General features: G+C 73.0%; 19 protein-coding genes. 7 read left to right on the top strand and 12 right to left on the bottom strand.

The features are described 5' to 3' along the window. Nucleotides 1-13 precede the first annotated feature (13 nt). A complete protein-coding gene (locus tag OG218_RS19370; RefSeq protein WP_328294859.1) occupies nt 14-466 on the bottom strand; it encodes a gamma-glutamylcyclotransferase in 453 nt (150 codons plus the stop codon). 21 nt (nt 467-487) lie between these two features. Here OG218_RS19370 and OG218_RS19375 point away from each other — a divergent pair, with 21 nt between their 5' ends. Further along, on the top strand, nt 488-1,936 hold the full coding sequence (locus OG218_RS19375) for an NAD(P)H-quinone dehydrogenase (protein WP_328294860.1): 1,449 nt from the start codon (nt 488-490) through the stop codon (nt 1,934-1,936). Between the two features lie 61 nt (nt 1,937-1,997). Here the strand turns inward: OG218_RS19375 and OG218_RS19380 are convergent, their stop codons facing one another. From OG218_RS19380 to OG218_RS19395, 4 genes are read right to left on the bottom strand one after another with little or no spacing between them, the layout of a single operon-like run. Beyond that, nucleotides 1,998-3,905 carry an acetyl/propionyl/methylcrotonyl-CoA carboxylase subunit alpha gene (locus OG218_RS19380; RefSeq protein ID WP_328294861.1) on the bottom strand — a complete coding sequence of 636 codons (1,908 nt, stop codon included), beginning with the start codon at nt 3,903-3,905 and terminating at the stop codon, nt 1,998-2,000. 60 nt (nt 3,906-3,965) lie between these two features. Further along, nucleotides 3,966-4,601 carry a Maf family protein gene (locus OG218_RS19385; protein ID WP_328294862.1) on the bottom strand — a complete coding sequence of 212 codons (636 nt, stop codon included), beginning with the start codon at nt 4,599-4,601 and terminating at the stop codon, nt 3,966-3,968. A gap of 42 nt (nt 4,602-4,643) precedes the next feature. Further along, nucleotides 4,644-6,293, bottom strand: a complete 1,650-nt coding sequence (locus OG218_RS19390) for a DUF885 domain-containing protein (protein WP_328294863.1) — start codon at nt 6,291-6,293, stop codon at nt 4,644-4,646. A gap of 21 nt (nt 6,294-6,314) precedes the next feature. Next, nucleotides 6,315-7,331 carry an iron-siderophore ABC transporter substrate-binding protein gene (locus OG218_RS19395; protein WP_328294864.1) on the bottom strand — a complete coding sequence of 339 codons (1,017 nt, stop codon included), beginning with the start codon at nt 7,329-7,331 and terminating at the stop codon, nt 6,315-6,317. Between the two features lie 90 nt (nt 7,332-7,421). Here OG218_RS19395 and OG218_RS19400 point away from each other — a divergent pair, with 90 nt between their 5' ends. Next, nucleotides 7,422-8,222, top strand: a complete 801-nt coding sequence (locus OG218_RS19400) for a biotin--[acetyl-CoA-carboxylase] ligase (RefSeq protein ID WP_328294865.1) — start codon at nt 7,422-7,424, stop codon at nt 8,220-8,222. On the opposite strand, the gene OG218_RS19405 is transcribed toward OG218_RS19400, so the two are convergent. Further along, a complete protein-coding gene (locus OG218_RS19405) occupies nt 8,163-8,735 on the bottom strand; it encodes a GtrA family protein (RefSeq protein ID WP_328294866.1) in 573 nt (190 codons plus the stop codon). The two genes, OG218_RS19400 and OG218_RS19405, sit on opposite strands and share 60 nt — an antisense overlap. A 108-nt stretch (nt 8,736-8,843) precedes the next feature. Next, on the bottom strand, nt 8,844-8,990 hold the full coding sequence (locus OG218_RS19410; protein ID WP_328294867.1) for a hypothetical protein: 147 nt from the start codon (nt 8,988-8,990) through the stop codon (nt 8,844-8,846). 122 nt (nt 8,991-9,112) lie between these two features. Here OG218_RS19410 and OG218_RS19415 point away from each other — a divergent pair, with 122 nt between their 5' ends. Both OG218_RS19415 and purE read left to right on the top strand, forming a co-directional pair. Further along, nucleotides 9,113-10,342 carry a 5-(carboxyamino)imidazole ribonucleotide synthase gene (locus OG218_RS19415; protein ID WP_328294868.1) on the top strand — a complete coding sequence of 410 codons (1,230 nt, stop codon included), beginning with the start codon at nt 9,113-9,115 and terminating at the stop codon, nt 10,340-10,342. Continuing rightward, a complete protein-coding gene (purE, locus tag OG218_RS19420) occupies nt 10,339-10,860 on the top strand; it encodes a 5-(carboxyamino)imidazole ribonucleotide mutase (RefSeq protein ID WP_328294869.1) in 522 nt (173 codons plus the stop codon). The genes OG218_RS19415 and purE overlap by 4 nt, the downstream gene beginning before the upstream one ends. 288 nt (nt 10,861-11,148) lie before the next feature. Here purE and OG218_RS19425 read toward each other — a convergent pair whose 3' ends face one another. Further along, on the bottom strand, nt 11,149-11,607 hold the full coding sequence (locus tag OG218_RS19425; protein ID WP_328294870.1) for a DIP1984 family protein: 459 nt from the start codon (nt 11,605-11,607) through the stop codon (nt 11,149-11,151). 76 nt (nt 11,608-11,683) lie between these two features. On the opposite strand from OG218_RS19425, the gene OG218_RS19430 reads away from it, so the two are divergent. Further along, nucleotides 11,684-12,943 carry an alpha/beta fold hydrolase gene (locus OG218_RS19430; RefSeq protein ID WP_442906531.1) on the top strand — a complete coding sequence of 420 codons (1,260 nt, stop codon included), beginning with the start codon at nt 11,684-11,686 and terminating at the stop codon, nt 12,941-12,943. On the opposite strand, the gene OG218_RS19435 is transcribed toward OG218_RS19430, so the two are convergent. After that, nucleotides 12,940-14,427 carry a GGDEF domain-containing protein gene (locus OG218_RS19435; protein WP_328294872.1) on the bottom strand — a complete coding sequence of 496 codons (1,488 nt, stop codon included), beginning with the start codon at nt 14,425-14,427 and terminating at the stop codon, nt 12,940-12,942. The two genes, OG218_RS19430 and OG218_RS19435, sit on opposite strands and share 4 nt — an antisense overlap. A gap of 170 nt (nt 14,428-14,597) precedes the next feature. On the opposite strand from OG218_RS19435, the gene OG218_RS19440 reads away from it, so the two are divergent. Beyond that, on the top strand, nt 14,598-16,355 hold the full coding sequence (locus OG218_RS19440; RefSeq protein WP_328294873.1) for a S8 family peptidase: 1,758 nt from the start codon (nt 14,598-14,600) through the stop codon (nt 16,353-16,355). Nucleotides 16,356-16,421: 66 nt separating this feature from the next. On the opposite strand, the gene OG218_RS19445 is transcribed toward OG218_RS19440, so the two are convergent. Further along, the gene (locus OG218_RS19445; RefSeq protein WP_328294874.1) at nt 16,422-17,624 is read right to left on the bottom strand and encodes an LCP family protein; all 1,203 of its coding nucleotides are present in this window, start codon (nt 17,622-17,624) and stop codon (nt 16,422-16,424) included. Between the two features lie 173 nt (nt 17,625-17,797). After that, complete coding sequence (locus OG218_RS19450; protein WP_328294875.1) at nt 17,798-19,126, bottom strand: UDP-glucose dehydrogenase family protein; 1,329 nt, start codon at nt 19,124-19,126, stop codon at nt 17,798-17,800. A gap of 206 nt (nt 19,127-19,332) precedes the next feature. Here OG218_RS19450 and OG218_RS19455 point away from each other — a divergent pair, with 206 nt between their 5' ends. After that, nucleotides 19,333-20,394: a cell wall-binding repeat-containing protein gene (locus OG218_RS19455; RefSeq protein ID WP_328294876.1), complete on the top strand. Its 1,062-nt coding sequence runs from the start codon at nt 19,333-19,335 to the stop codon at nt 20,392-20,394. A gap of 11 nt (nt 20,395-20,405) precedes the next feature. On the opposite strand, the gene OG218_RS19460 is transcribed toward OG218_RS19455, so the two are convergent. Continuing rightward, nucleotides 20,406-20,804: a DUF2304 domain-containing protein gene (locus tag OG218_RS19460; RefSeq protein WP_328294877.1), complete on the bottom strand. Its 399-nt coding sequence runs from the start codon at nt 20,802-20,804 to the stop codon at nt 20,406-20,408. Nucleotides 20,805-20,809 lie beyond the last annotated feature (5 nt).

Consider the following 20,809-nt stretch of genomic DNA (forward strand, 5'->3'; position numbering starts at 1 on the left):
CCCCACCCTAGGGTCAGGCGTCGTTGGACCGGCAGGGGCGCGCACGCAGGCTGAGGACGTAGTCGTGCGGGGCACCACCGGCCTCCGCGGCGTCGGCGAGGCGCCCGAGGTAACGCGCCGTCGGCAGCCCGCCCTCGTAGTCGTCGATCGCGTAGGTCCAGGCGACGACGTCCCCGTCGAGGGTCTTGACCCGGACGCGGATCTTGCGGAAGAGCCCCAGGTCCATCCCCTCCTTGGCGTCGAGACGGGCCTCGTCGGCGTCGGTCACGTCGTAGAGGGCGACGTAGACCTGGTCCCCGGGGGCTTCGACGACCGTCGCGAGCGGTCCCTCCCAGCTGCGGTCGTCGCCGCCGAAGGTCAGACGCCAGTCCAGCAGCCACCCCGTGGAACGCAGGGGGGAGTGCGGAGCCTTCTGCATCATGGCTTCGGGATCGAGGTTGGTCGCGTACGCGGCGTAGGCGGGCACGGAGTGAAAGGGTAGGGGACCATGGCGTCCGTGAGTCCCACCAGCGCGTCCCCGATCAACCAGGCGACCCGCGTCGCGATCCTCGGCGGTGGTCCCGGCGGCTACGAGGCGGCCCTCGTCGCGGCCCAGCTGGGAGCCGACGTCACCGTCGTCGAGCGCGACGGCCTCGGTGGTTCCACCGTCCTCACCGACGTCGTGCCCTCCAAGACGCTCATCGCCACGGCCGAGCTGATGGCCAGCGTGGCGGGCGCCGCCGAGCTCGGGGTCCGCTTCCCCGGCGGCAGCACCCCCGACTCCGAACCCGCCGGCGCGGTGACCGTCGACCTCGCCCGCGTGCACGCCCGCGTCAAGGCGCTGGCCTCCGCGCAGTCAGCGGACGTGCGGGCCCGGCTGGAGAAGGAGGGCGTCACGCTGCTCTCCGGCGCCGGTGCCCTCGACGGGCCGAACGCGGTGGTCGTGAGCGACGGCGAGGACGCGGGCGCGCGGGTGGAGGCCGACGTCGTGCTCGTCTCCGTCGGCGCCCGGCCGCGGACGCTGCCCGACGCCGAACCGGACGGGGAACGGATCCTCACCTGGAAGCAGGTCTACGACCTCACCGAACTCCCCGAGCACCTGATCGTCGTCGGCTCCGGGGTCACCGGTGCCGAGTTCGCGAACGCCTACGACGCCCTCGGGGCGCACGTCACCCTCATCTCCTCCCGCGACCGGGTGCTGCCGGGGGAGGACGCCGACGCCGCCGAGGTCCTCGAGAGCGTGTTCCGCCGCCGCGGCATGGACGTCATGTCGCGCTCGCGGGCCGCGAAGGTGGAACGCCACGGCGACTCCGTGATCGTGACCCTCGCCGACGGCCGCACCGTCGAGGGGTCGCACTGCATCGTCGCGGTCGGGGCGATCCCGAACACCGCCGGGCTCGGGCTGGAGGAGGCCGGGGTCTGGACGAGCGAATCGGGTCACATCGACGTCGACAAGGTGTCGCGCACCTCGGCCCGCGGCGTCTACGCCGCCGGCGACTGCACCGGGGTGTTCCCGCTCGCCTCGGTCGCGGCCATGCAGGGCCGCATCGCGATGTGGCACGCGCTCGGCGACACCGTCGCCCCGCTGAAGCTCCGTTCGGTCGCCTCCACGGTGTTCACCTCGCCGGAGATCGCGACGGTCGGCTGGACCCAGGCGCAGATCGACTCCGGGGAGGCGCAGGGCGAGATCGTGAAGCTCCCGCTCGCCACCAACGCCCGCGCCAAGATGCTCGGCATCCACGACGGGTTCGTGAAGCTGTTCTGCCGCACCGGGTCCGGCACCGTCATCGGCGGGGTCGTCGTCGCGCCGCGGGCCAGCGAACTCATCTTCCCGGTGACCCTCGCCGTCGAGAAGCGGCTCAACGTCGACGACGTCGCGCACGCCTTCACGATCTACCCCTCGCTCACGGGTTCGCTCGCCGAGGCTGCGCGGCAGCTGCACGTGATGGGGGAGTAGCGGACGCACCTCACCGCGGAACTCCCCGGCGCTGCGGGCGGAGTTCCGCGGGGGGGTCAGCTCACGCGTCGAGGATCTCGCAGAGCACGGTACCGGTGGTCGTCGTGTCGCCCTGGGCGGCGGTCAGGCCGGTGATCGTCCCGGCCCTGTGGGCCAGCAGCGGCTGTTCCATCTTCATGGCCTCGAGGACCGCGACGAGCTGGCCCTCGACGACGACGTCACCCTCGGCGACCTCGATCTTGACGATGGTCCCCTGCATGGGGGCGACCAACGCGTTCGGGGTCTGCGCCGAACCACCGACGGCCTTGGTCTTGCCCTTGCCCCCGCGGTGCGTCGCGGAACGGTAGGCGCGGGCCACGGCGGCCCCCGTCGCCACCCCGGCCCGGGAGATCTCCTGACCGGCGCGGGAGAGCTGCGCGTTGAACTGCTCGACGGGGAAGGACACCTCGAGGCGCTTCCCGGCGACCTCGACGACGATCGTCTCGCGGTGCTGCGCACCGTCCCCACCGGCCTCCAGCGCACCGGCACCCGGCAGGGTCGAGGCGTCGAAGTCGGTCTCGATCCAGCGGGTGTGGATCGTGAAGTCCTCGCTCTTCGTGGCCGCGAAGGCGGGGTCGGCCACGACCGCGCGGTGGAAGGGGATGACCGTCGGAACCCCCTCGACGGCGAACTCGCCCAGGGCGCGGGCCGCCCGGGCCAGGGCCTGCTCGCGGGTCGCGCCGGTCACGATGAGCTTCGCCAGCAGGGAGTCGAAGTCCTGGGAGATCTCGACGCCGCCGTTGACGGCCACGGCCCGGGGGTCGATCCCGGTGTCGACGCGGACCCCGGGACCGGAGGGGATGGAGAACCGCGTGAGCTTCCCCGGACGGGGCAGGAAGTTCGCCGTCGGGTCCTCGCCGTTGATGCGGAACTCCAGGGAGTGGCCCCGGGTGGCGACCTCGGAGTAGCCCAGGTGCTCGCCGCGGGCGATGCGGAACTGCTCGACCACGAGGTCGAGACCGCTGATCTCCTCGGTGACGGGGTGTTCCACCTGCAGGCGGGTGTTGACCTCGAGGAAGGCCAGCGTCCCGTCGGCCGCGACGAGGAACTCGACGGTCCCCGCCCCGACGTAGCCGGCCTCGCGCACGATCGCCAGCGACGCGCGGCGGAGCTCGGCGTCCTGCTCGGCGCTGAGGAACGGCGCGGGCGCCTCCTCGACGAGCTTCTGGTGGCGGCGCTGCAGCGAGCAGTCGCGCGTGGACACCACGACCGCACCGCCGTGGGCGTCGGCCAGGACCTGGGTCTCGACGTGGCGGGGACGGTCGAGGTAGCGCTCGACGAAGCACTCGCCCCGGCCGAAGGCGGCCTCGGCCTCGCGGACGGCGGAAGCGAACAGCTCGGCGATCTTGTCGCGGTCGCGGGCGACCTTCAGCCCGCGGCCGCCGCCGCCGAAGGCGGCCTTGATTGCGATCGGCAGACCGTGCTCGTCGGCGAAGGCGATGACCTCCTCGGGTCCGTTCACCGGGTCCGGGGTGCCGGCGACCAGCGGGGCCCCGGCGCGGGCGGCCAGGTGACGGGCCGAGACCTTGTCGCCGAGGGCCTCGATCGCGCTGGGCGGCGGGCCGATCCAGGTGAGCCCGGCGTCCATGACCTGCTGGGCGAACCCAGCGTTCTCGGAGAGGAACCCGTAGCCCGGGTGGACGGCGTCGGCGCCGGAGCGCACCGCGACCTCGACGAGCTTGGCCCCGTCGAGGTAGGTCTCCTTGGCGCTGGTCCCGCCCAGGGAGTACGCCTCGTCGGCCATCCGGACGTGCAGCGCGTCGCGGTCCCCCTCGGAGTACACGGCGACCGACTGCAGACCCGCGTCGCGGGCGGCGCGCACCACGCGCACCGCGATCTCGCCCCGGTTGGCGACGAGGACCTTGGTGACCGGACCCGTCACCCGTACCGCAGTCGTCGACGACTCGGTGGACGGTTCGGGGGAGGTCATGCGGCGTCTCCGGAGATCGAGGGGTGGGGAGGTGCGGGGGTGGCGGGACGAGGGCTGAGACTACCCGCGCGGCGCCCACAAGTCGGTCCACCGGACGCCCGCCTCCCGCGCGAGGTCGCGCAGCAGCGGCAGCGACACCCCCACGACGGCGTGCGGGTCGCCCTCGACCCCACGGACGAACGCCCCACCGAGGCCGTCGAGGGTGAAGGCACCCGCGACGAGCAGCGGTTCACCCGTCGCGACGTAGGCCTCGATCTCGGCGTCGGAGACGTCGGCGAAGTGCACCGTCACGCTGGCGACGCCGCCGATGGTCGCGCCGGAGCCACCCGCGTCGGGGTCCCGGGTGTCGATCAGCCAGTGACCCGTGTGCAGCACCCCGCTGCGACCCCGCATGGCCTGCCAGCGGGCGCTCGCGTCGGCGGCGTCGCTCGGCTTGCCGAGGACCTGACCGTCGAAGGCGAGGACGGAGTCGCAGCCCAGGACCAGGGCGTCCTCGGCGACGTCGTCGTGCCCGGCGACGTCCTCGGCCTTCGCCTTGGCCAGGACCAGGCAGACGTCCTCGGCGTCGGTGACGCCGTAGTGCGCGACCACCGCGGGTTCGTCGACCCCCGACACGATGACCTGCGGGTCGATCCCGGCGGAGCGGAGGGTGGCCAGCCGGGCGGGCGAGGCGGAGGCGAGGAGCAGCGACGTCACGCCGTCATGGTTCCACGCCCGACACCCCGGACCGGCCCCCGCTCAGGCGGGGAGCAGGGCGGAGCGCAGGACGTCGAGGCCGACCGAGCCGACGTCGAGGGCCCGGTGGTGGAAGGTGCGCAGGTCGAACGAGTCACCGTCGTGGGCGGCGACGTCGTCGCGCAGGGCCGTCCAGAGGCGCTCGCCGACCTTGTAGCTCGGGGCCTGACCGGGCCAGCCGAGGTAGCGGTCGAGCTCGAAGCGCAGGACGTCGGCGTGGTTGCCGGACACCGACTGCAGGAACGCCCACGCCTTCTCGTAGGTCCACTCGCCGCCACCGACCTCGGCGGGCGCGGGCAGGCCGCAGTGGATCCCGATGTCGAGCACCACGCGGCCCGCGCGCAGCAACTGCCCGTCGAGCATCCCGAGGACCTCGCCCGGGGAGCGCAGGAACCCCAGGTCCTGCATCAGCCGTTCGGCGTAGAGGGCCCAGCCCTCGCCGTGCCCGGAGATCCAGCAGGCCTGCCGGCGCCAGCGGTTCAGGACCGCGGAGTTCACGGCCGTCTGGCCGACCTGCAGGTGGTGGCCGGGAACGCCCTCGTGGTGCACGGTCGTCGCCTCGCGCCACGTCGAGAACGTCGTCTGGCCCGTCGGGACGGCCCACCACATCCGGCCCGGGCGGGTGAAGTCCTCGCTGGGGCCGGTGTAGTAGATCCCGCCGCTCGTCGTGGGCGCGATCCGGCACTCGAGGCGGAGGATCTCGGCCGGGATGTCGAAGTGCCTGCCCTGCACGGCGTCGATGGTCTCGTCGGAGCGGTCCTGCATCCACGCGCGGAAGTTCGCGGCCCCCTCCACCACCAGGGCGGGGTCGGCGTCGAGCGCGGCCGCGGCGGCCGCGACGTCGCGGGAACCGGTGATGCGCCGGGCCACGTCGGCCATCTCCGAGCGCAACCGGGCGACCTCCTCCAGGCCCCACGCGTAGGTCTCGTCGAGGTCGATGGTGGCGCCGACGTGGTAGCGCGACCACAACCCGTACCGCTCGCGGCCGATCGCGTCGACGCTCGGCGCCTGGGGCAGGAGTTCTTCGCGCAGGACGTCGGCCAGCCCCGCGTAGGCCCGCGCGGCCAGCTCCCCGGCGCGCTCGACGGCGGCGCCGTGGCCCGCGGGGAACGTGGCGAAGAACCCGTCCGGGGCGGCGTAGGACCCGGCCTCGGCGATGCAGGCCCGCACCTGGCGGACCGCGGCGACCCGTCCGGTCGCCGCGGCCGCGCGCAGGCTCTCCACGTAGCCGGTGATCGCGTCGGGGACGGCCGCCAGGCGCTCACCGACGACCTGCCAGTCGGCGGCGGACTCCGTCGGCAGCAGGTCGAAGACCATCCGCAGGTCCTGGACGGGGGAGGCGATGACGTTGAGGTCGCCGAGGGTCTCGCCCGCGTCGTGCAGGGCCACCTCGAGCCCGAGCCGGTCGTTCATCGCGGCCACCGTGACGCGGTCGACCTCGTCCACGACCGGGGTGGCGGCCAGCTCGGCGAGCGTCGAGCGGTTCAGCGCCGCGACCTGCTCCAGACCGGCCGGGGAACGGTCACCGAGACCGGGGGCGGGATCGGGCACCCCCAGCGTGAGGGCGAACGTCGGCTGCAGGCGCAGCACCGTCTCGAGGTGCCCCTCGGCGACCGCGTCGACGGCGGTGGCGGGGCGTCCGGCTCTCTGCACGCCGCGAGACTAGCCGCGTGATCACCCCCGCGCGTTCGCGGCGGCCGCGTCCAGCAACGGCAGCAGGCGTTCCAGCTGCCACGGGATGTTCAGCACCGTCGCCGACGTCGCGCTGACCAGCGACTGGTCCTCGAGCCAGGCGACGGCGTCGGCGGCGACGGCCGGCATCGTCGCGTAGACCGGGTCCGCCCGGAGCTCCTCGCGGGGCATGCCGTAGCCGATGACGAGGTCGGAGTCGACGTCGCGCACGCGTTCCTTGGCGACCTCGGCGTAGAACGTCTGCTCCTGCTCGGCCAGCGCCAGCACGCCCGGGGAGTCGACCAGGCCGAGCTCGTGCAGCATGTCGACGCGCGGGTCACCCGGGAGGTAGACGTAGAGGGTGCCCGGGTCGGCCGAGACGTAGGTGATCGTCCTGCCCCGCAGCGCAGGGTGTGCGGCAGCGCTGTTCGCGAGGTCGTCCTCGGTGTCCGCGACCAGGGTCGCCGCCTCCTCCGTCCTGCCGACGGCCCGGCCGATGAGGGTGGCCTGGTCCTGCCAGGTCGTCAGCCACGGCTGGTCGGGGTAGGCGACCGTGGGAGCGATCCTGCTGAGGGTGGTCCAGTCCTCGGCCGTGATCCCGGAGTACACCGCGAGGACCAGGTCGGGGGCCAGGGCGGTGATCTGCTCGAAGGGGACCTCGCCCGAGGTGGGGTTGGGCAGGAACTCGGTCTGCGCGGCGTCGAAGTGGCCCTCCCACCAGGGGTAGGTGCCGTCCTCGAGTCCGCCGTAGGTGACCTCGGGGACGCCCACCGGTTGCAGCCCCAGCGCCCACAGCGCGTCCTGCGAGCCCCAGCCGAGGCAGACGATCCGGGTCGGGGTGGCCTCGATCGTCGTCGAGCCGAGGGCGTGCTCGATCGTCACCGGGAAGGCCGCGTTGTCGGCACTGCCGGTGCCCGCCGGGGTGCTGCCCGGGTCCTGGGTCGATTCCGCACTGCCGCAGGCGGTCACGAGGGCGGCGAGGGGAGCGGTGGCGAGCAGGGCTCGGCGACTGGGGCGCACGGGGACTCCAGGAGGACAGCGGTGGTCAGGTCAGGCTCACCTCACCACACAACCCCCCGTTCCGGGAAGTCCGGTGCGTAGCGTGGGGCCGTGGACACGCCGTGGACCGACCTGGACCGACCTCCGCTGCGGGCGCTGCCGCTGCGGCGAGCCCTGGTGGGGGACGGGCTCTGGAGCCGTCTCGACCTCGTCGCCACCACCGGCTCCACCAACGCCGACCTGCTCGCCGACACCGACGCGCCCGACGGGGCCGTCCTGGTCGCCGACCACCAGGCCGCCGGGCGCGGGCGCCTGGGCCGGGTGTGGTCGGCACCGCCGCGTTCCGGCCTGGCCGTCTCGGTGCTGCTGCGCCCGCGACGTCCCGTCGCGGACTGGTCGCTGCTGCCGCTCGTCACGGGCCTCGCCGTCGTCGACGCGATGCAGGCCCTCGGGGTGAGCGCCCGGCTGAAGTGGCCCAACGACGTCCTCGTCGAGGGTCCCGACCGGCCGGGGAAGGTCTGCGGGATCCTCGCCGAGGTCCGGGGGGAGCGCGTCGTGCTCGGGGCCGGGATCAACGTCTCGCTGCGCACCGACGAACTGCCCGTCGACACCGCGACGTCGCTGGTGCTGGCCGGGGCGCGCAGCCACGACCGCGACACCGTCCTGCGGCGCTACCTGCGGGCGCTGCGCACCCGCGTCGACGCGTGGGCCGCGGGGGAGTCACCGCTGGGCGACTACCGCGCGCTGAGCGCGACCATCGGCCAGGACGTGCGGGCCCACCTGCCCGACGGATCGGCGCTGGAGGCCCTCGCCGTCGACGTCGACGACGACGGACGGCTGGTCGTGGAGGGGTCAGACGGCGCCCGGACGAGCCTCTCGGCGGCTGACGTCGTCCACCTGCGCCGACGCTGACCCCGCGTGCTGCTGCGGGTGGGCCTCCCAGCCCTCCTCGCCGAGCTCCTCGACGAAGACGAAGCGGCGGTAGGCCCACCAGCGGAACAACGTCCCCAGCGCGACCCCGACGATCTTGGCGGACACGTTGGAGGCGACCGGACCGCGCAGGTCGAGGACGTAGTACGTGAAGGCCAGGCAGACCAGGGAGATGAGCAGACCGACGCCATTCATCACGAAGAACAGCACCAGCTCCCGCGGGGCCGAGGCCCGGCGGCGGTGCCGGAACGTCCAGTACCGGTTGCCCAGCCAGGCGACCAGGATGCTCAGGACGGTCGAGATGACGTTGGCCGTCAGCGGTTTCGCGTGCAGGACGCCGACGCCGTCGGCACCCGCGTAGCGGAGGAGGTTGAACACCCCGAAGTCGGTGACGAAGGCGACCCCGCCGACGATGCCGAACTTCGCGGCCTCGCGCGCCAGCACCTCGTAGGTGTCGCGCAGACGGCGCACCAGCCCCTGGTCGTTCCTGCTCACGCTGCTGTTCCCGCCCTCTCGCTCGTCCGTGCCACCCGTCCCGGGCCGTTGCCCGTGCACCGGTGCGGCCACGCAGTCTGACGGGTCAGGCTGGGAACCGGCTCCAGGTCAGCGTTCGGAGCGGGCCCGCGTGTCGGATGGGGCCGACCTCGGCTCGAGGTGGTCCTCCATCTTCATCGCTCCGACGATCCCGATGACGACGAACGTCACGCAGGCGATCACGGTGAACAACTGGACTTCCCCCTCCGTGGGCACGCCCCGCAGGCAGCGGAACGGTGCGACCAGGGTGACTCACCCCACGAGAGGTGGCATCCCAGAGGTCCATCGGCACCCGTCGGGTACGGCTGAGCGGGTCCGGTGGCCTACCCTCGGCGAACGTGTCGACCCTCGGTTCGCGACCCGACCCCGCCCCCTACGCCCGACCCGGTGGGTTCCCCGTCGTCGGGGTCGTCGGCGGGGGCCAGCTGGCCCGGATGATGCAGCCCCCCGCCATCGCCCTCGGGCTGCGGTTGCGGGTGCTGGCCGAGGGCCCCGACGTCAGTGCGGCGCAGGTCATCACGCCCGCCCCGATCGGTGCCGCCGACGACCTCGAGGCGCTCGTCGCGTTCGCCTCCGAGTGCGACGCCGTCACCTTCGACCACGAGCACGTCCCCACCGCGGGACTGCGCGCGATGGCCGAGGTGACGTCCGTGCAGCCCGGGGCCGACGCCCTCGTGCACGCCCAGGACAAGATCGTCATGCGTGAGAAGCTCACCGAGCTCGGGGTCCCGTGCCCCCGCTGGGCCCGCGTCGGCGACCGCGCGCAGATCGAGGAGTTCGCCGCGCAGGTCGGTTGGCCGGTCGTGCTGAAGACCCCGCGCGGTGGCTACGACGGCAAGGGCGTCCTCGTCCTGGACTCCCCGGAGGACCCCGCCTGGACCACGGCCGACGGGTGGTTCGCGGACTGGGCCGAGCGGGGTCCGCTGCTGGCCGAGGAACACGTCCCCTTCACCCGCGAGCTCGCGGCCCTCGTCGTGCGCAGCCCGTCCGGGCAGGCCGCGGCCTGGCCCGTCGTCGAGACCGTCCAGCGCGACGGCGTCTGCCACGAGGTCACCGCCCCGGCCCCCGACCTCGACGACGAGCTCGCCGCCCGGCTCACGGGGATCGCGCTGAGCATCGCGGGCGGCCTCGGCGTCACCGGCGTGCTGGCCGTCGAGGTGTTCGAGGTCGTGCGCGACGGGCGCCCGACCGTCCTCGTCAACGAACTCGCGATGCGCCCGCACAACTCGGGCCACTGGACCATCGACGGGTCGCAGACCAGCCAGTTCGAGAACCACCTGCGGGCCGTGCTCGACCTCCCGCTGGGGTCCACGGCGGCCCGTGACCCGTGGACGGTCATGGTGAACGTGCTGGGGCCGCGAGAGATCGAGTCCCGCCACGAGGACCTGTACCGCTCCTACCTGCACGTCATGGCCCACGACCCGGGCGTCAAGGTGCACCTGTACGGCAAGGAACAACGGGCCGGCCGCAAGCTCGGCCACGTCACCGTCCACGGTGACGACCTCGACACCGTCCGCGCGCGTGCCCGGCACGCGGCGGCCTTCATCGCTGGGGAGATCGACGAATGAGCGCAGTGCGTGTGGGACTCGTCATGGGTTCCGACTCCGACTGGCCCGTGATGGAGGAGGCCGCCAAGGCCCTCGACGAGTTCGCCGTCGGCTACGAGGCCGACGTCGTCTCGGCGCACCGGATGCCGCAGGACATGATCGCCTGGGGTTCCGCCGCCGCCGAGCGCGGCCTGCAGGTCGTCATCGCCGGGGCCGGCGGGGCCGCCCACCTGCCCGGCATGCTCGCCAGCGTCACGCCGCTGCCCGTCATCGGCGTCCCCGTCCCGTTACGTCACCTCGACGGCATGGACTCGCTGCTCTCCATCGTCCAGATGCCGGCCGGGGTTCCCGTCGCGACGGTGTCCATCGGCGGCGCCCGCAACGCGGGTCTGCTGGCCGTGCGGATCCTCGCGGCGACCGACACCGACCTGCGCGCCCGGATGGTGCAGTTCCAGGACGCGTTGCGCCAGAGCGCCTACGACAAGGGCTCGGCGCTGCGCGCGCGGACCCGCCGGGGTGGCGTGGGTTTCGGCGGCTGACCGCCGCTGCTCGGCTGGAGTGGAGCGTTCGGCGGCTCCCCGTGTTCCTGAAGCCGCCGAACGCTCCACTCGACGCTTCGGCGGGGTCCCCTGACCCACCCTCACCGGACGGACCGACACACGGTGGTGCTGCGTACTGGGTGCACGGTGGACTGTGCGCGGTGCTGGGCTGCGCGGTGCACGGAGAGTCGAACTCCAGGCTGCCCTCCACCCCCATCGGTTGGCCGGGGTGCCCGCCGGCCATCGGGTCGTGTCCGCTCCCGTCCGGTTACCGACTTCCCGCCTCGATCAGTCAAGCAGTTCGTGCGTCCAGTTCGCCTCCTGGATGCGGCCTTCCAGGGTGCGCAGCGTGCGGGCCACCTCGTCGGCCTGCGACCGCAGTTCGCCCACCGGCAAGGCCTTGAGCTGCCGCAGTTCGCTGCGCAGGTGACGCAGGCTGCTGCCCGCCGCGGCGTCCGCGGCCGACACGAGCAGGGCGTGGCGCATCCGCAGGACGTCGCGGGCCGCGAGCGCGTCCGTCATCGACCCGTCCGGGCCGAGGTCGACCTGGGAGTTGGTGCGGTTGATCCGGGTGATGAGGTTCTGCAACCGGGTGAGCACGTGCCCGGCCTCCACGAGCAGGGCGGCGGCGTCCTCGGCGGGTTCCTCACCCTCCTGGTACCTGGCGTTGGCGGTGATGCGGGCCCGCAACTGCTCCACCCGGCGCTGGGCGTCCGCGCGCTCGGTCAGTCCCTCGGCGATCTTCACGGCTGCGACCCTAGGCGCCGGCGCGGGTCTCGTCGACGGGGTCGCACCGCCCTGTGGGTACGGTCGGGCGGTGAGTCTGCACACCGAGTCCCACCGCGTCGACGGTCACGACGTCCACGAGCACGTCCTCACCGTCCCCCTGGACCACCGGGGTTCCGACCCCGGGAGCATCGAGGTGTTCGCCCGCGAGTACGTCCGCGACGGGCAGCGTGACGCCCCGCGGCTGGTGTTCTTCCAGGGCGGGCCGGGAAACCCCGCGAACCGGCCGGAGGTGGTCGGTGGCTGGCTGGAGCGGGCGCTCGAGGAGTTCCGCGTGGTGCTGCTGGACCAGCGCGGCACGGGCCGGTCCACGCCGCTGGACCGCCAGAGCCTCGCCGAGGTGGGTTCCTCCGCCGACCAGGCCCGCTACCTGAGGCACTTCCGCGCCGACTCCATCGTGGCCGACGCCGAACTGCTGCGCCTCGCGCTCGGCGACGACACCTGGGCCGCGCTGGGCCAGAGCTACGGCGGGTTCTGCCTCACGACCTACCTCTCGCAGGCCCCGCAGGGTCTGCGCGAGGTGTTCATCACGGCCGGCCTCCCGGGGATCGCCACGACCGCCGACGACGTGTACCGCGCGACGTACGCGCAGACGGCCGTGCGCAACGCCGAGTTCTTCGCCCGCTACCCCCGCGATCTGGGTGTGGCGCAGGCGGTCGCCGACCACCTCGAGCAGCAGGAGGAACTCCTGCCGAGCGGGGAGCGGCTCAGCGCCCGGCGGTTCGCGACCATCGGCATCGCCCTGGGGCAGGTGTCCGGTTTCGACGCCCTGCACTTCGCGCTGGAGGACCCGTTCACGCGCAGCGGCCGGTTGCGCGAACGGTTCCTGCTCGAGATGGGGCGACGGCTGTCCTTCGCGGCGCACCCGCTCTACGCGGTGGTCCACGAGAGCATCTACGCCCAGGGGGCGGCGACGAACTGGGCCGCGCAGCGGGTGCGGGCGGAGTTCCCGCGCTTCGACCTCTCCAGTGGTTTCGCCTTCACCGGTGAGCACGTCTACCCCTGGCAGTTCGAGGAGGACCCCGCGCTGGTCCCGTTGCGCGGGGCCGCCGACCTGCTGGCCGCGGACGCCGACCTCCCGCCGCTCTACGACGCGGACGTGCTGGCCGGGAACACCGTCCCCGTCGCGGCCGCGGTCTACGTCGACGACATGTTCGTGCCCTACGCGTCCTCCCGGGCGACCGCCGCGGCGATCCGGGGTGCGCGCACCTTCGTGACGAACGAGTACCAGCACGACGGTCTGCGGATGGACGGGCGGCGGCTGCTGGACGTGCTGTTCGGGCTGGCGCGTCGTTAGGGCGTCGCGAAGGTGTGGAAGCGGTTCTTGCCGCCCACCTTCGCCGTGTACATCGCGTGGTCGGCGTTGCGCAGCAGCCGGTGCGCGTCGACGTCCGGCCCGGCCAGGGCCAGCCCGACGCTGATCCCCACCTGCACGGTGCGGCCGTCGAGGACGAGCGGTTCGCGGACCCGGTCGACCACCCGGCGCGCCACGGCGGTCGCCACCTCGAGGACGCGTCCCTCGGGGATCCGCAGCAGGACGACGAACTCGTCGCCGCCCAGGCGGGCGCAGAGGTCACCCGGACGCAGCGTGCGGCGCAGGCGGTCCGCGACCCGGCACAGGAGTTCGTCGCCCGCCGCGTGGCCGAGTTCGTCGTTGACGGGTTTGAACCCGTCGAGGTCGCAGAACAGCACGGCCGTGCCGTCCGCGCCGGCCCGCAGCTCCCGTTCCAGGGCCAGGGTGAACGTCGAGCGGTTCGCGAGACCCGTGAGCCCGTCGGTGCGGGCGGCCCGGACGAGGTCGTCGTGCTGCTCCCGACCGCGCAGCGCCAGGACCGCCTGCTGCGAGACCGCCCGGACGGCGGTGGACACCTCGCCGGAGGAGGTGCGCGAGGACTCGCCGACGACGATCCACCGCGTCGGTCGTCCGCCCGGGGCGGGCAGGGCGAGGCTGATCCAGCGGTCCGCGTGGCCGACCTGCTGCAACCGCTGCAGCAGCGGACCGCTCACGGGAGCGGGTTCGTCGGTGCCGGCGAGGGCGTCGCGGTCCCACGGTGTGGAAGCGGGTAGTTGCAGACCCGTGGAGGTGTGGACCGCGGTCCGCCCCGCGCGCTCCTCGACGCCGAGGGCGTGGCTGCCCGGCGTGGCGGAGCAGACGGCTTCCGTCGCGACCCAGGCCAGACGCACGATCTCCTCCCGGGTGCCCGCGGTCAGCAGGGCGGCGCTGAGACCGGCCAGTGCGGCCTGGCGTCCGGTCGCCTGCTCCCGGGCGAAGAGGCTCCCGGCCAGGTGGCGGGCCACCGCGCTGATGAGCAGCGTCAGCGGCAGCGGGCCGAGCAGACCGCCGACCACGACGGACCCGGGATGGCCGGGCAGCAGCGGCCAGGTGACCAGGGAGGTCAGCAGGGCACCGGCGACGAGGACCGCGTGGACCACCCCGCACCGCCACGAACCGTAGACGGCGCGTTGCCACATGGCGGTGAAGGCGAAGCCGAAGGCGAGCTGCGGGGAGCTCGCGCAGGCCGCGAACGCGGCCGACGCCGCGGCCTCGAGCAGGTCGGTGGACCAGTGGGCCGCGGCCACCCGGTACCGGCGGAGCCAGACCGCGCAGAGAACGGTGCTCGCCAGCGCGAGACCCACCAGGGTGCTCCCGCGTTCGCCCACGACGGCGCCCGGCAGCGTGAGGGCCAGCGAGACCAGGGCCGAGCCGCAGAAGAGCCAGCGGGTCCGGGCGATCAGTCCCTCGGGCCGCCGCAACGACCGGCGCAGCACAGGTCGGGTCACCCGGAGGTCATCGACGTCCCGCCGGTGGTCCTTGACCGCCCGGTGGGCTCTGGGGGGGCGGGACCGTCACTCTGGCCCCTCGTGTCTCAGGTTGCTCACACGTAACCCTTGTCTGTGAGCACTCTGAGCACCAAACTCGGCCTCGATCGTCCACCGAACCTGGAGGCCCCGTGCGCAAGATCGTCCTGTCGGCCGCGATGAGCACCGCGCTCCTCGCGACGACGCTCGCGGTGACGCAGTCGTCATCGTCGGCTCAGTCCGCCACCCCCGCCACCACCCGCACGGCGAAGACCACCACCACCGCGGCCCAGTACGTCGTCCTCTACGACGCCGGCGTCAGCGACGCCCTGGCCCGCACCTCGATCGCCGCGGCCGGGGGCACCGTGCTCTCCAGCAACGCCGAGGTCGGCTACGCGATGGTCTCCAGCGACGCCGCCGACTTCGTCGAGAAGGCCGGTTCCGCCCTCGGCCTGGTCGGAGCCGCGAAGAACCGCAGCATCGGTGAGGCGCCCGCCGACACCGTCGCCGACGCCGCCTCCGTCGTGGAGAAGCTCACCGCGTCCGAGCGTGCGCAGGTGCAGGCGAACGTGGACCTCAAGTCCCTCGCCACCCGCAAGCCCAAGGACGAACCGCTGGCCCCGCTGCAGTGGGACATGGCCGCCATCGGCGCCACCAGCGACGGCTCGTACGCGACCCAGCCCGGCACGAAGAAGGTCACCGTCGGGATCATCGACACCGGCGTCGACGGCACCCACCCCGACATCGCGCCGAACTTCGACGCCGCGGACAGCCGCAACTTCGTCACCGACATGCCCGACCTCGACGGTCCCTGCGAGGTCGCGACCTGCGTCGACCCCGTCGACGTCGACGACGACGGCCACGGCACCCACGTCGCCAGCACCATCGGCGCCCCCATCAACGGCCTCGGGATGGCCGGTGTCGCCCCCAAGGTCAACCTCGTGAACATCCGCGCGGGCCAGGACTCCGGGTACTTCTTCCTCCAGCCCACCCTCGACGCGCTCACCTACGCCGGTGACGCCGGCGTCGACGTCGTCAACATGAGCTTCTACGTCGACCCGTGGCTCTACAACTGCCAGGCGAACCCGGCCGACTCGCCCGCCGAGCAGCAGCAGCAGCGCGTCGTCGTCGCCGCCGTCCAGCGCGCGATCGACTACGCCCGCAGCAAGGGCGTCCTGCCGGTGTCCGCGTCCGGCAACGAGTCGACCGACCTCGGCGCCCCGGGCGTCGACTCGACCAGCCCCGACTACCCGGTCGACGCCGACGGCAACCCGACCCAGGCCCGCGACCGCACCATCGACAACGCCACCTGCCTCAACGTGCCCGCCGAGAACGACGGCGTCGTCACCGTGAACTCGACCGGCCCGTCCGGCCGGAAGGCGTACTACTCCAACTTCGGCACCGAGCAGTCCGACGTCTCCGCCCCCGGTGGCGACGCCTACGACACCCCCGACCAGCGGGTCAGCCCCGACGGGGAGATCCTCGCGGCCTACCCGGAGGCGCTCGCCATCGCCAGCGGTGACGTCGACGAGAACGGCGACCCCACCAGCCCGTTCGTGATCCGCGAGGTCACCAAGGACGGCCGCAACGCGTACTACCAGTACCTGCAGGGCACCTCGATGGCGTCCCCGCACGCAGCCGGTGTCGCGGCCCTCATCGTCAGCCAGTACGGCAAGCCCGACAAGGCCCACCCCGGCACCCTGACGCTGGACCCGGACCTCACCCAGGCGATCCTGCTCGGGACGGCCACGGACACCCCGTGCCCGGTGCCGGCGGAGTTCACCTACCGCCGCGTGTCGGCGACCGCGGGGGAGAGCACCACCACCGCGACCTGCGCCGGACCGGCCGACGACAACGGCTTCTACGGCGAGGGGATCGTGAACGCCCGGACCGCGGTCTCCGCGTTCTGAGGTCAGTCCTCCCGCACGCACCACGACCCCGCCGACCGCACCTGCGGTCGGCGGGGTCTTCGGGTCTCAGGCCGCCAGCGACTTCAGGGCCGCGGTGTCGTCCTTCTTGAGGTCCTCGAACATCTCCAGCGCCTTGTCGGTGTTCCACTTCACGGCCAGGCCGTGGGCGGTCCGCAGGTTCGGGTCGGAGACGGGGACCGTCATCGAGATCCCCGAGGCGCTCGACGCGCCGCGCATGCCCTGCAGGAACTTCACCAGGTCCCCGATCCCGGCGTCCTCGTCCAGCGTCACCGCGGAACCGCCGGAGGAGGCCAGCGGGAAGGCCTTGAACGGGTTCAGCAGCGTCGCCGGGCTGGCCGCCTTCGAGATGATCGCCGCGAGGAGTTCGCGCTGACGCACGGCGCGACCGAGGTCGCCCTGGACGTCGGAGTAGCGGTACCGGGCGTAGCCCAGCGCGGTCCTGCCGTCCATCTGCTGGCAGCCGGCCTGGATGTCCAGCCCCGCCCGCACGTCGTCGACGGCCTGCGTCGGGCACATCTGCACGCCGCCGACGGCGTTGACGATCTGGGCGAACCCGCCGAAACCCGTCTCGACGTAGTGGTCGATGCGCAGCCCGGAGACGTTCTCGATCGTCTGCATCAGCAGGGGAGCGCCCCCGATCGAGAACGCCGCGTTGATCTTGTTGCTGTCGTGGCCCGGGATCGGCACGTAGGAGTCGCGCGGGATGCTGATGAGCGCTGCGGGCCCGCCGCCGTCGGGGACGTGCAGCAGCATGATCGTGTCGGTGCGCTGACCGGAGATGTCCGTACCTCCCGCGGAGTACTCCGCGATCTCCTCCGGGGACAGGCCGTCGCGGGAGTCGCTGCCGACGATGAGGTAGGTCGTCCCCGGGGTCGCCGCCGGCCGTGCCCCCGTGGAGGCCGCGGCCACCTGGTTCACCGCGGACCAGCCGCGCCAGGTCAGCGCCAACGGGTAGGCGACCGCGAGGACGACGAGGACGGCCACGATCCCGAGGACCCGGCGGCGACGGCGGACGTTGCGGCGCGGCCGGGACCGGGGCTCGCGGGGTTCTCGCGGTTCCCGGAGTTCACGCGCGGTCTGCGGGGCCGGCGCGGCGGGTTCGTGGAGGTCGAGGAGGCGCTGTTCGCGCCCGGGGGTCTGCGCCGCCGGCCTCGGGGGGGCGGGACGTCGCGACGGGCGGCCGTAGGTCGTGGAGTGCCACTGCTCGCCGCGGTCGGCGGTGTCGTCGTTCGGCGGCTCGGCGGGCATTGCTCCACCGTACGGCGCTCGGTGCGCCGGATCCGGTACCCGCGACACGCCCGCACGCGGGCCTCACGCTTCGCTCACATCCGGGCCCCCGACGCCAAGAACCCTCCCCACCCAGCGAGCGCCCGGAACGGGGGCTGCGCCGGGCGGGAAGGGTCCTTCCCACGGGTGGTGCGTCAGGCGCGCGGGCGGCCCAGCGCGCGGTACGTCCAGCCGGCGTTGCGCCAGCGCGAGGGGTCGAGGGCGTTGCGGCCGTCGAGGATGCGCTTCTCCTTGACCAGCCCGGCGATGGTGGCCGGTTCCAGGTCGCGGTACTCCTTCCACTCCGTCAAGAGCAGGACGACGTCGGCGCCGCGGACGGCCTCCTCGACGGTGTCGGCGTAGGAGATGTCCGGGACGGCCTTGCGGGCGTTGTCCAGGGCCGCGGGGTCGGTCAGGACGACGTCGCCGCCCTGGAGGCGGATCTGCGCGGCCACGTTGAGGGCGGGGCTGTCGCGGATGTCGTCGGAGAGCGGCTTGAACGCCGCACCGAGGACGGCGACGCGCTTGCCGATGAGCGAGCCCTCGCAGACCTCGCGGGCCAGGTCCACCATGCGGATCCGGCGGCGCATGTTGATGGAGTCGACCTCGCGCAGGAACGTCAGCGTCTGGTCGGCGCCGAGCTCCCCGGCGCGGGCCATGAAGGCGCGGATGTCCTTGGGCAGGCAGCCCCCGCCGAAGCCGAGGCCGGCGTTGAGGAACTTGCGCCCGATCCGGTCGTCGTGCCCGATGGCGTCGGCGAGCTGGGCGACGTCGGCGTTGACCTTCTCGCAGAGCTCGGCCATCGCGTTGATGAAGGAGATCTTGGTGGCGAGGAAGGAGTTGGCGGCGACCTTGACCAGCTCGGCGGTCTGGTAGTCGGTGACGATCAACGGGGTGCCCCGCTTCAGCGGCGTGGCGTAGACCTCGTCGAGGAGGGCCTTGGCGGCCTTGCCCTCGGTCGTGGTCTGGCCGCCGGAGACGCCGTAGACGAGGCGGTCGGGGGTCAGGGTGTCCTCGACGGCGTGACCCTCGCGCAGGAACTCGGGGTTCCAGGCCAGGCCGGCGCCCGGGGCCTTGTCGAGGACCTTGGCGGCCAGGCGGGTCGCCGTGCCGACGGGGACGGTGGACTTGCCGATGACGAGTTCGCCGGCGGCGACGTAGGGGAGGAGTCCGTCGACCGCGGCGTCGACGTACTTCATGTCCGCGGCGAACTCGCCCTTCTTCTGGGGTGTGCCCACGCACACGAAGTGCACGGCCGACCCGGCCGCCTCGGCCATGTCGGTGGTGAACTTCAGTCGGCCGGTGGCCATGGTGCGCTCGAGCAGTTCGGGCAGCCCCGGCTCGAAGAACGGCGCACGAGCGGCCTGGAGGGCCGCGATCTTCTCAGGGTCCACGTCGATCCCGATGACGTCGTGTCCCAGCTCCGCCATGCATGCCGCATGGACGGCTCCGAGGTATCCGCACCCGATGACAGTCATCCGCATGGAGCGCACAGTAGCGATACGTGAGCGGTGAGAGAACTCTTGACTCCATCCGTGGCGGTGTGCGTGCCCGCTTCGGGGGGCTCAGGAGGTGGGTTCGTGCAGGAGTGGTGAGGGAGGTCACGGCGGCGCGTGACACTCTGTGCCTCAAGATTCGGCCGTCAGAGGTCGAAGACTGGAGCCACGGCACGTCCCACCGGAAGGTCACCATGCGCTTGCGTCCTCGCACCCTCGGCCTCGCGGCCGCCCTCGCGGTCAGCTCGGCCCTCGTGGCGGGTGCCGCTCCCGCGACGGCTTCCCCGGGAGTCGACCTGAAGGCGGCGGCGACCAGCCGCGTCTACGGGGCCGACCGCATCGGCACCGCCGTCGCCGCCTCGAAGTCCTTCACCGGACAGGGGGCCGACGCCGTCGTCCTGACCCGCTCCGACACCTTCGCCGACGCCCTCGCGGGTGCGCCGCTGGCCTCGGACAAGGGCGGCCCGCTGCTCATGACGCCCCGCACCAGCCTCGACCCCGGCGTCGCCGCGGCGATCAAGGACGAGCTGAAGCCCGGCGGCACCGTCTACCTCCTCGGTGACGCCAACGCCCTCTCCGCCGACGTCGAGAACTCCGTGAAGGCCCTCGGCTTCCCGACGGTCCGCCTCTTCGGTTCCGACCGCTTCGGCACCGCCGTCGCGATCGCCAAGCAGCTGCCGTCGGCCACGAGCGTCTCGGTCGTCACCGGCTGGAACTTCCCCGACGGCCTCGCCGCCGGTGCCCTCATGGGGGTCGTCGACACCGACTCCGGTCACAGCATCGGCGCGGTCCTGCTCTCCGACGGCAACAACCTCGGCGCGAGCACCCAGGGCTACCTGGACTCCCGTCGGTTCAGCACCAAGATCGCCGTCGGCGGGACCGCCGTCACCGCCGTCACCAAGTACCAGACCGGCTGGTCGCAGCTCGCCGGCAACGACCGCTACGAGACGGCGTCGCTGGTCGCCAAGCAGTTCACCTCCACCGCGTACTTCCAGGACGCCACCGAGATCATCGGTGTCGCCACCGGTGAGAACTGGCCCGACGCCCTGGCGGGCTCGGCGCTGCTCGCCTACGGCGGTGGCCCCATGCTGCTGACCGCGAAGGGCTCGCTGCCCGCCAGTACCCGCTCCGCGATCGACGCGCTCAAGGCCGACGCGGCCACCGAGGGCACGTCCATCCAGAAGGTGCTCGTCTTCGGTGACGAGAACTCGGTGTCGGCCGGCGCCTACGACGCGATCGTCTCCGCCGTCGGCTGAGGCGGTACCCGTCAGGCAGGCCCGTCGCGCTCGTCGCGGCGGGCCTGTTCGCGTGCCGGTTCCTGGCGCCGGGCCTGTTCCGGGGTCACGGCCTCGTCGAGGGCGAGGCGACGGGCGAGCTGGGTGATGGTCTCCTCCAGGTGGCGCGAGCGCCGGTAGGAGGAGACGACGAACCCGAGGAACGCGATCACCAGCCCGTAGAGCAGCAGGTCCGCCCCCCGGCCCACGCCGACAGCGTTCGCGACGTCCGTGACGGCCCCCGGGACGAGGATGCTGGCGACGGCCAGCGCGACCAGCGCCCCGAGCAGCAACCGGCGGATCGCCTGGTGACGGGCTCCGGCGGTGGAGCGGACGAGGACCACGCCGACGACGAGCACGACGACGATGAGCAGGACCTGGATGGCGAGCACGCGGT

The sequence above is a fragment of the Kineococcus sp. NBC_00420 genome (genome assembly GCF_036021035.1).
In the GTDB taxonomy this organism is placed as follows: Bacteria; Actinomycetota; Actinomycetes; order Actinomycetales; family Kineococcaceae; genus Kineococcus.

Excerpts from the sequence above, each read along its gene's own strand:
- OG218_RS19445 (WP_328294874.1), bottom strand. The coding sequence starts at position 17,624 with ATGCCCGCCGAGCCGCCGAACGACGACACCGCCGACCGCGGCGAGCAG.
- purE (WP_328294869.1), top strand. The coding sequence starts at position 10,339 with ATGAGCGCAGTGCGTGTGGGACTCGTCATGGGTTCCGACTCCGACTGG.
- OG218_RS19455 (WP_328294876.1), top strand. The coding sequence starts at position 19,333 with ATGCGCTTGCGTCCTCGCACCCTCGGCCTCGCGGCCGCCCTCGCGGTC.
- OG218_RS19375 (WP_328294860.1), top strand. The coding sequence starts at position 488 with ATGGCGTCCGTGAGTCCCACCAGCGCGTCCCCGATCAACCAGGCGACC.
- OG218_RS19450 (WP_328294875.1), bottom strand. The coding sequence starts at position 19,126 with ATGCGGATGACTGTCATCGGGTGCGGATACCTCGGAGCCGTCCATGCG.
- OG218_RS19380 (WP_328294861.1), bottom strand. The coding sequence starts at position 3,905 with ATGACCTCCCCCGAACCGTCCACCGAGTCGTCGACGACTGCGGTACGG.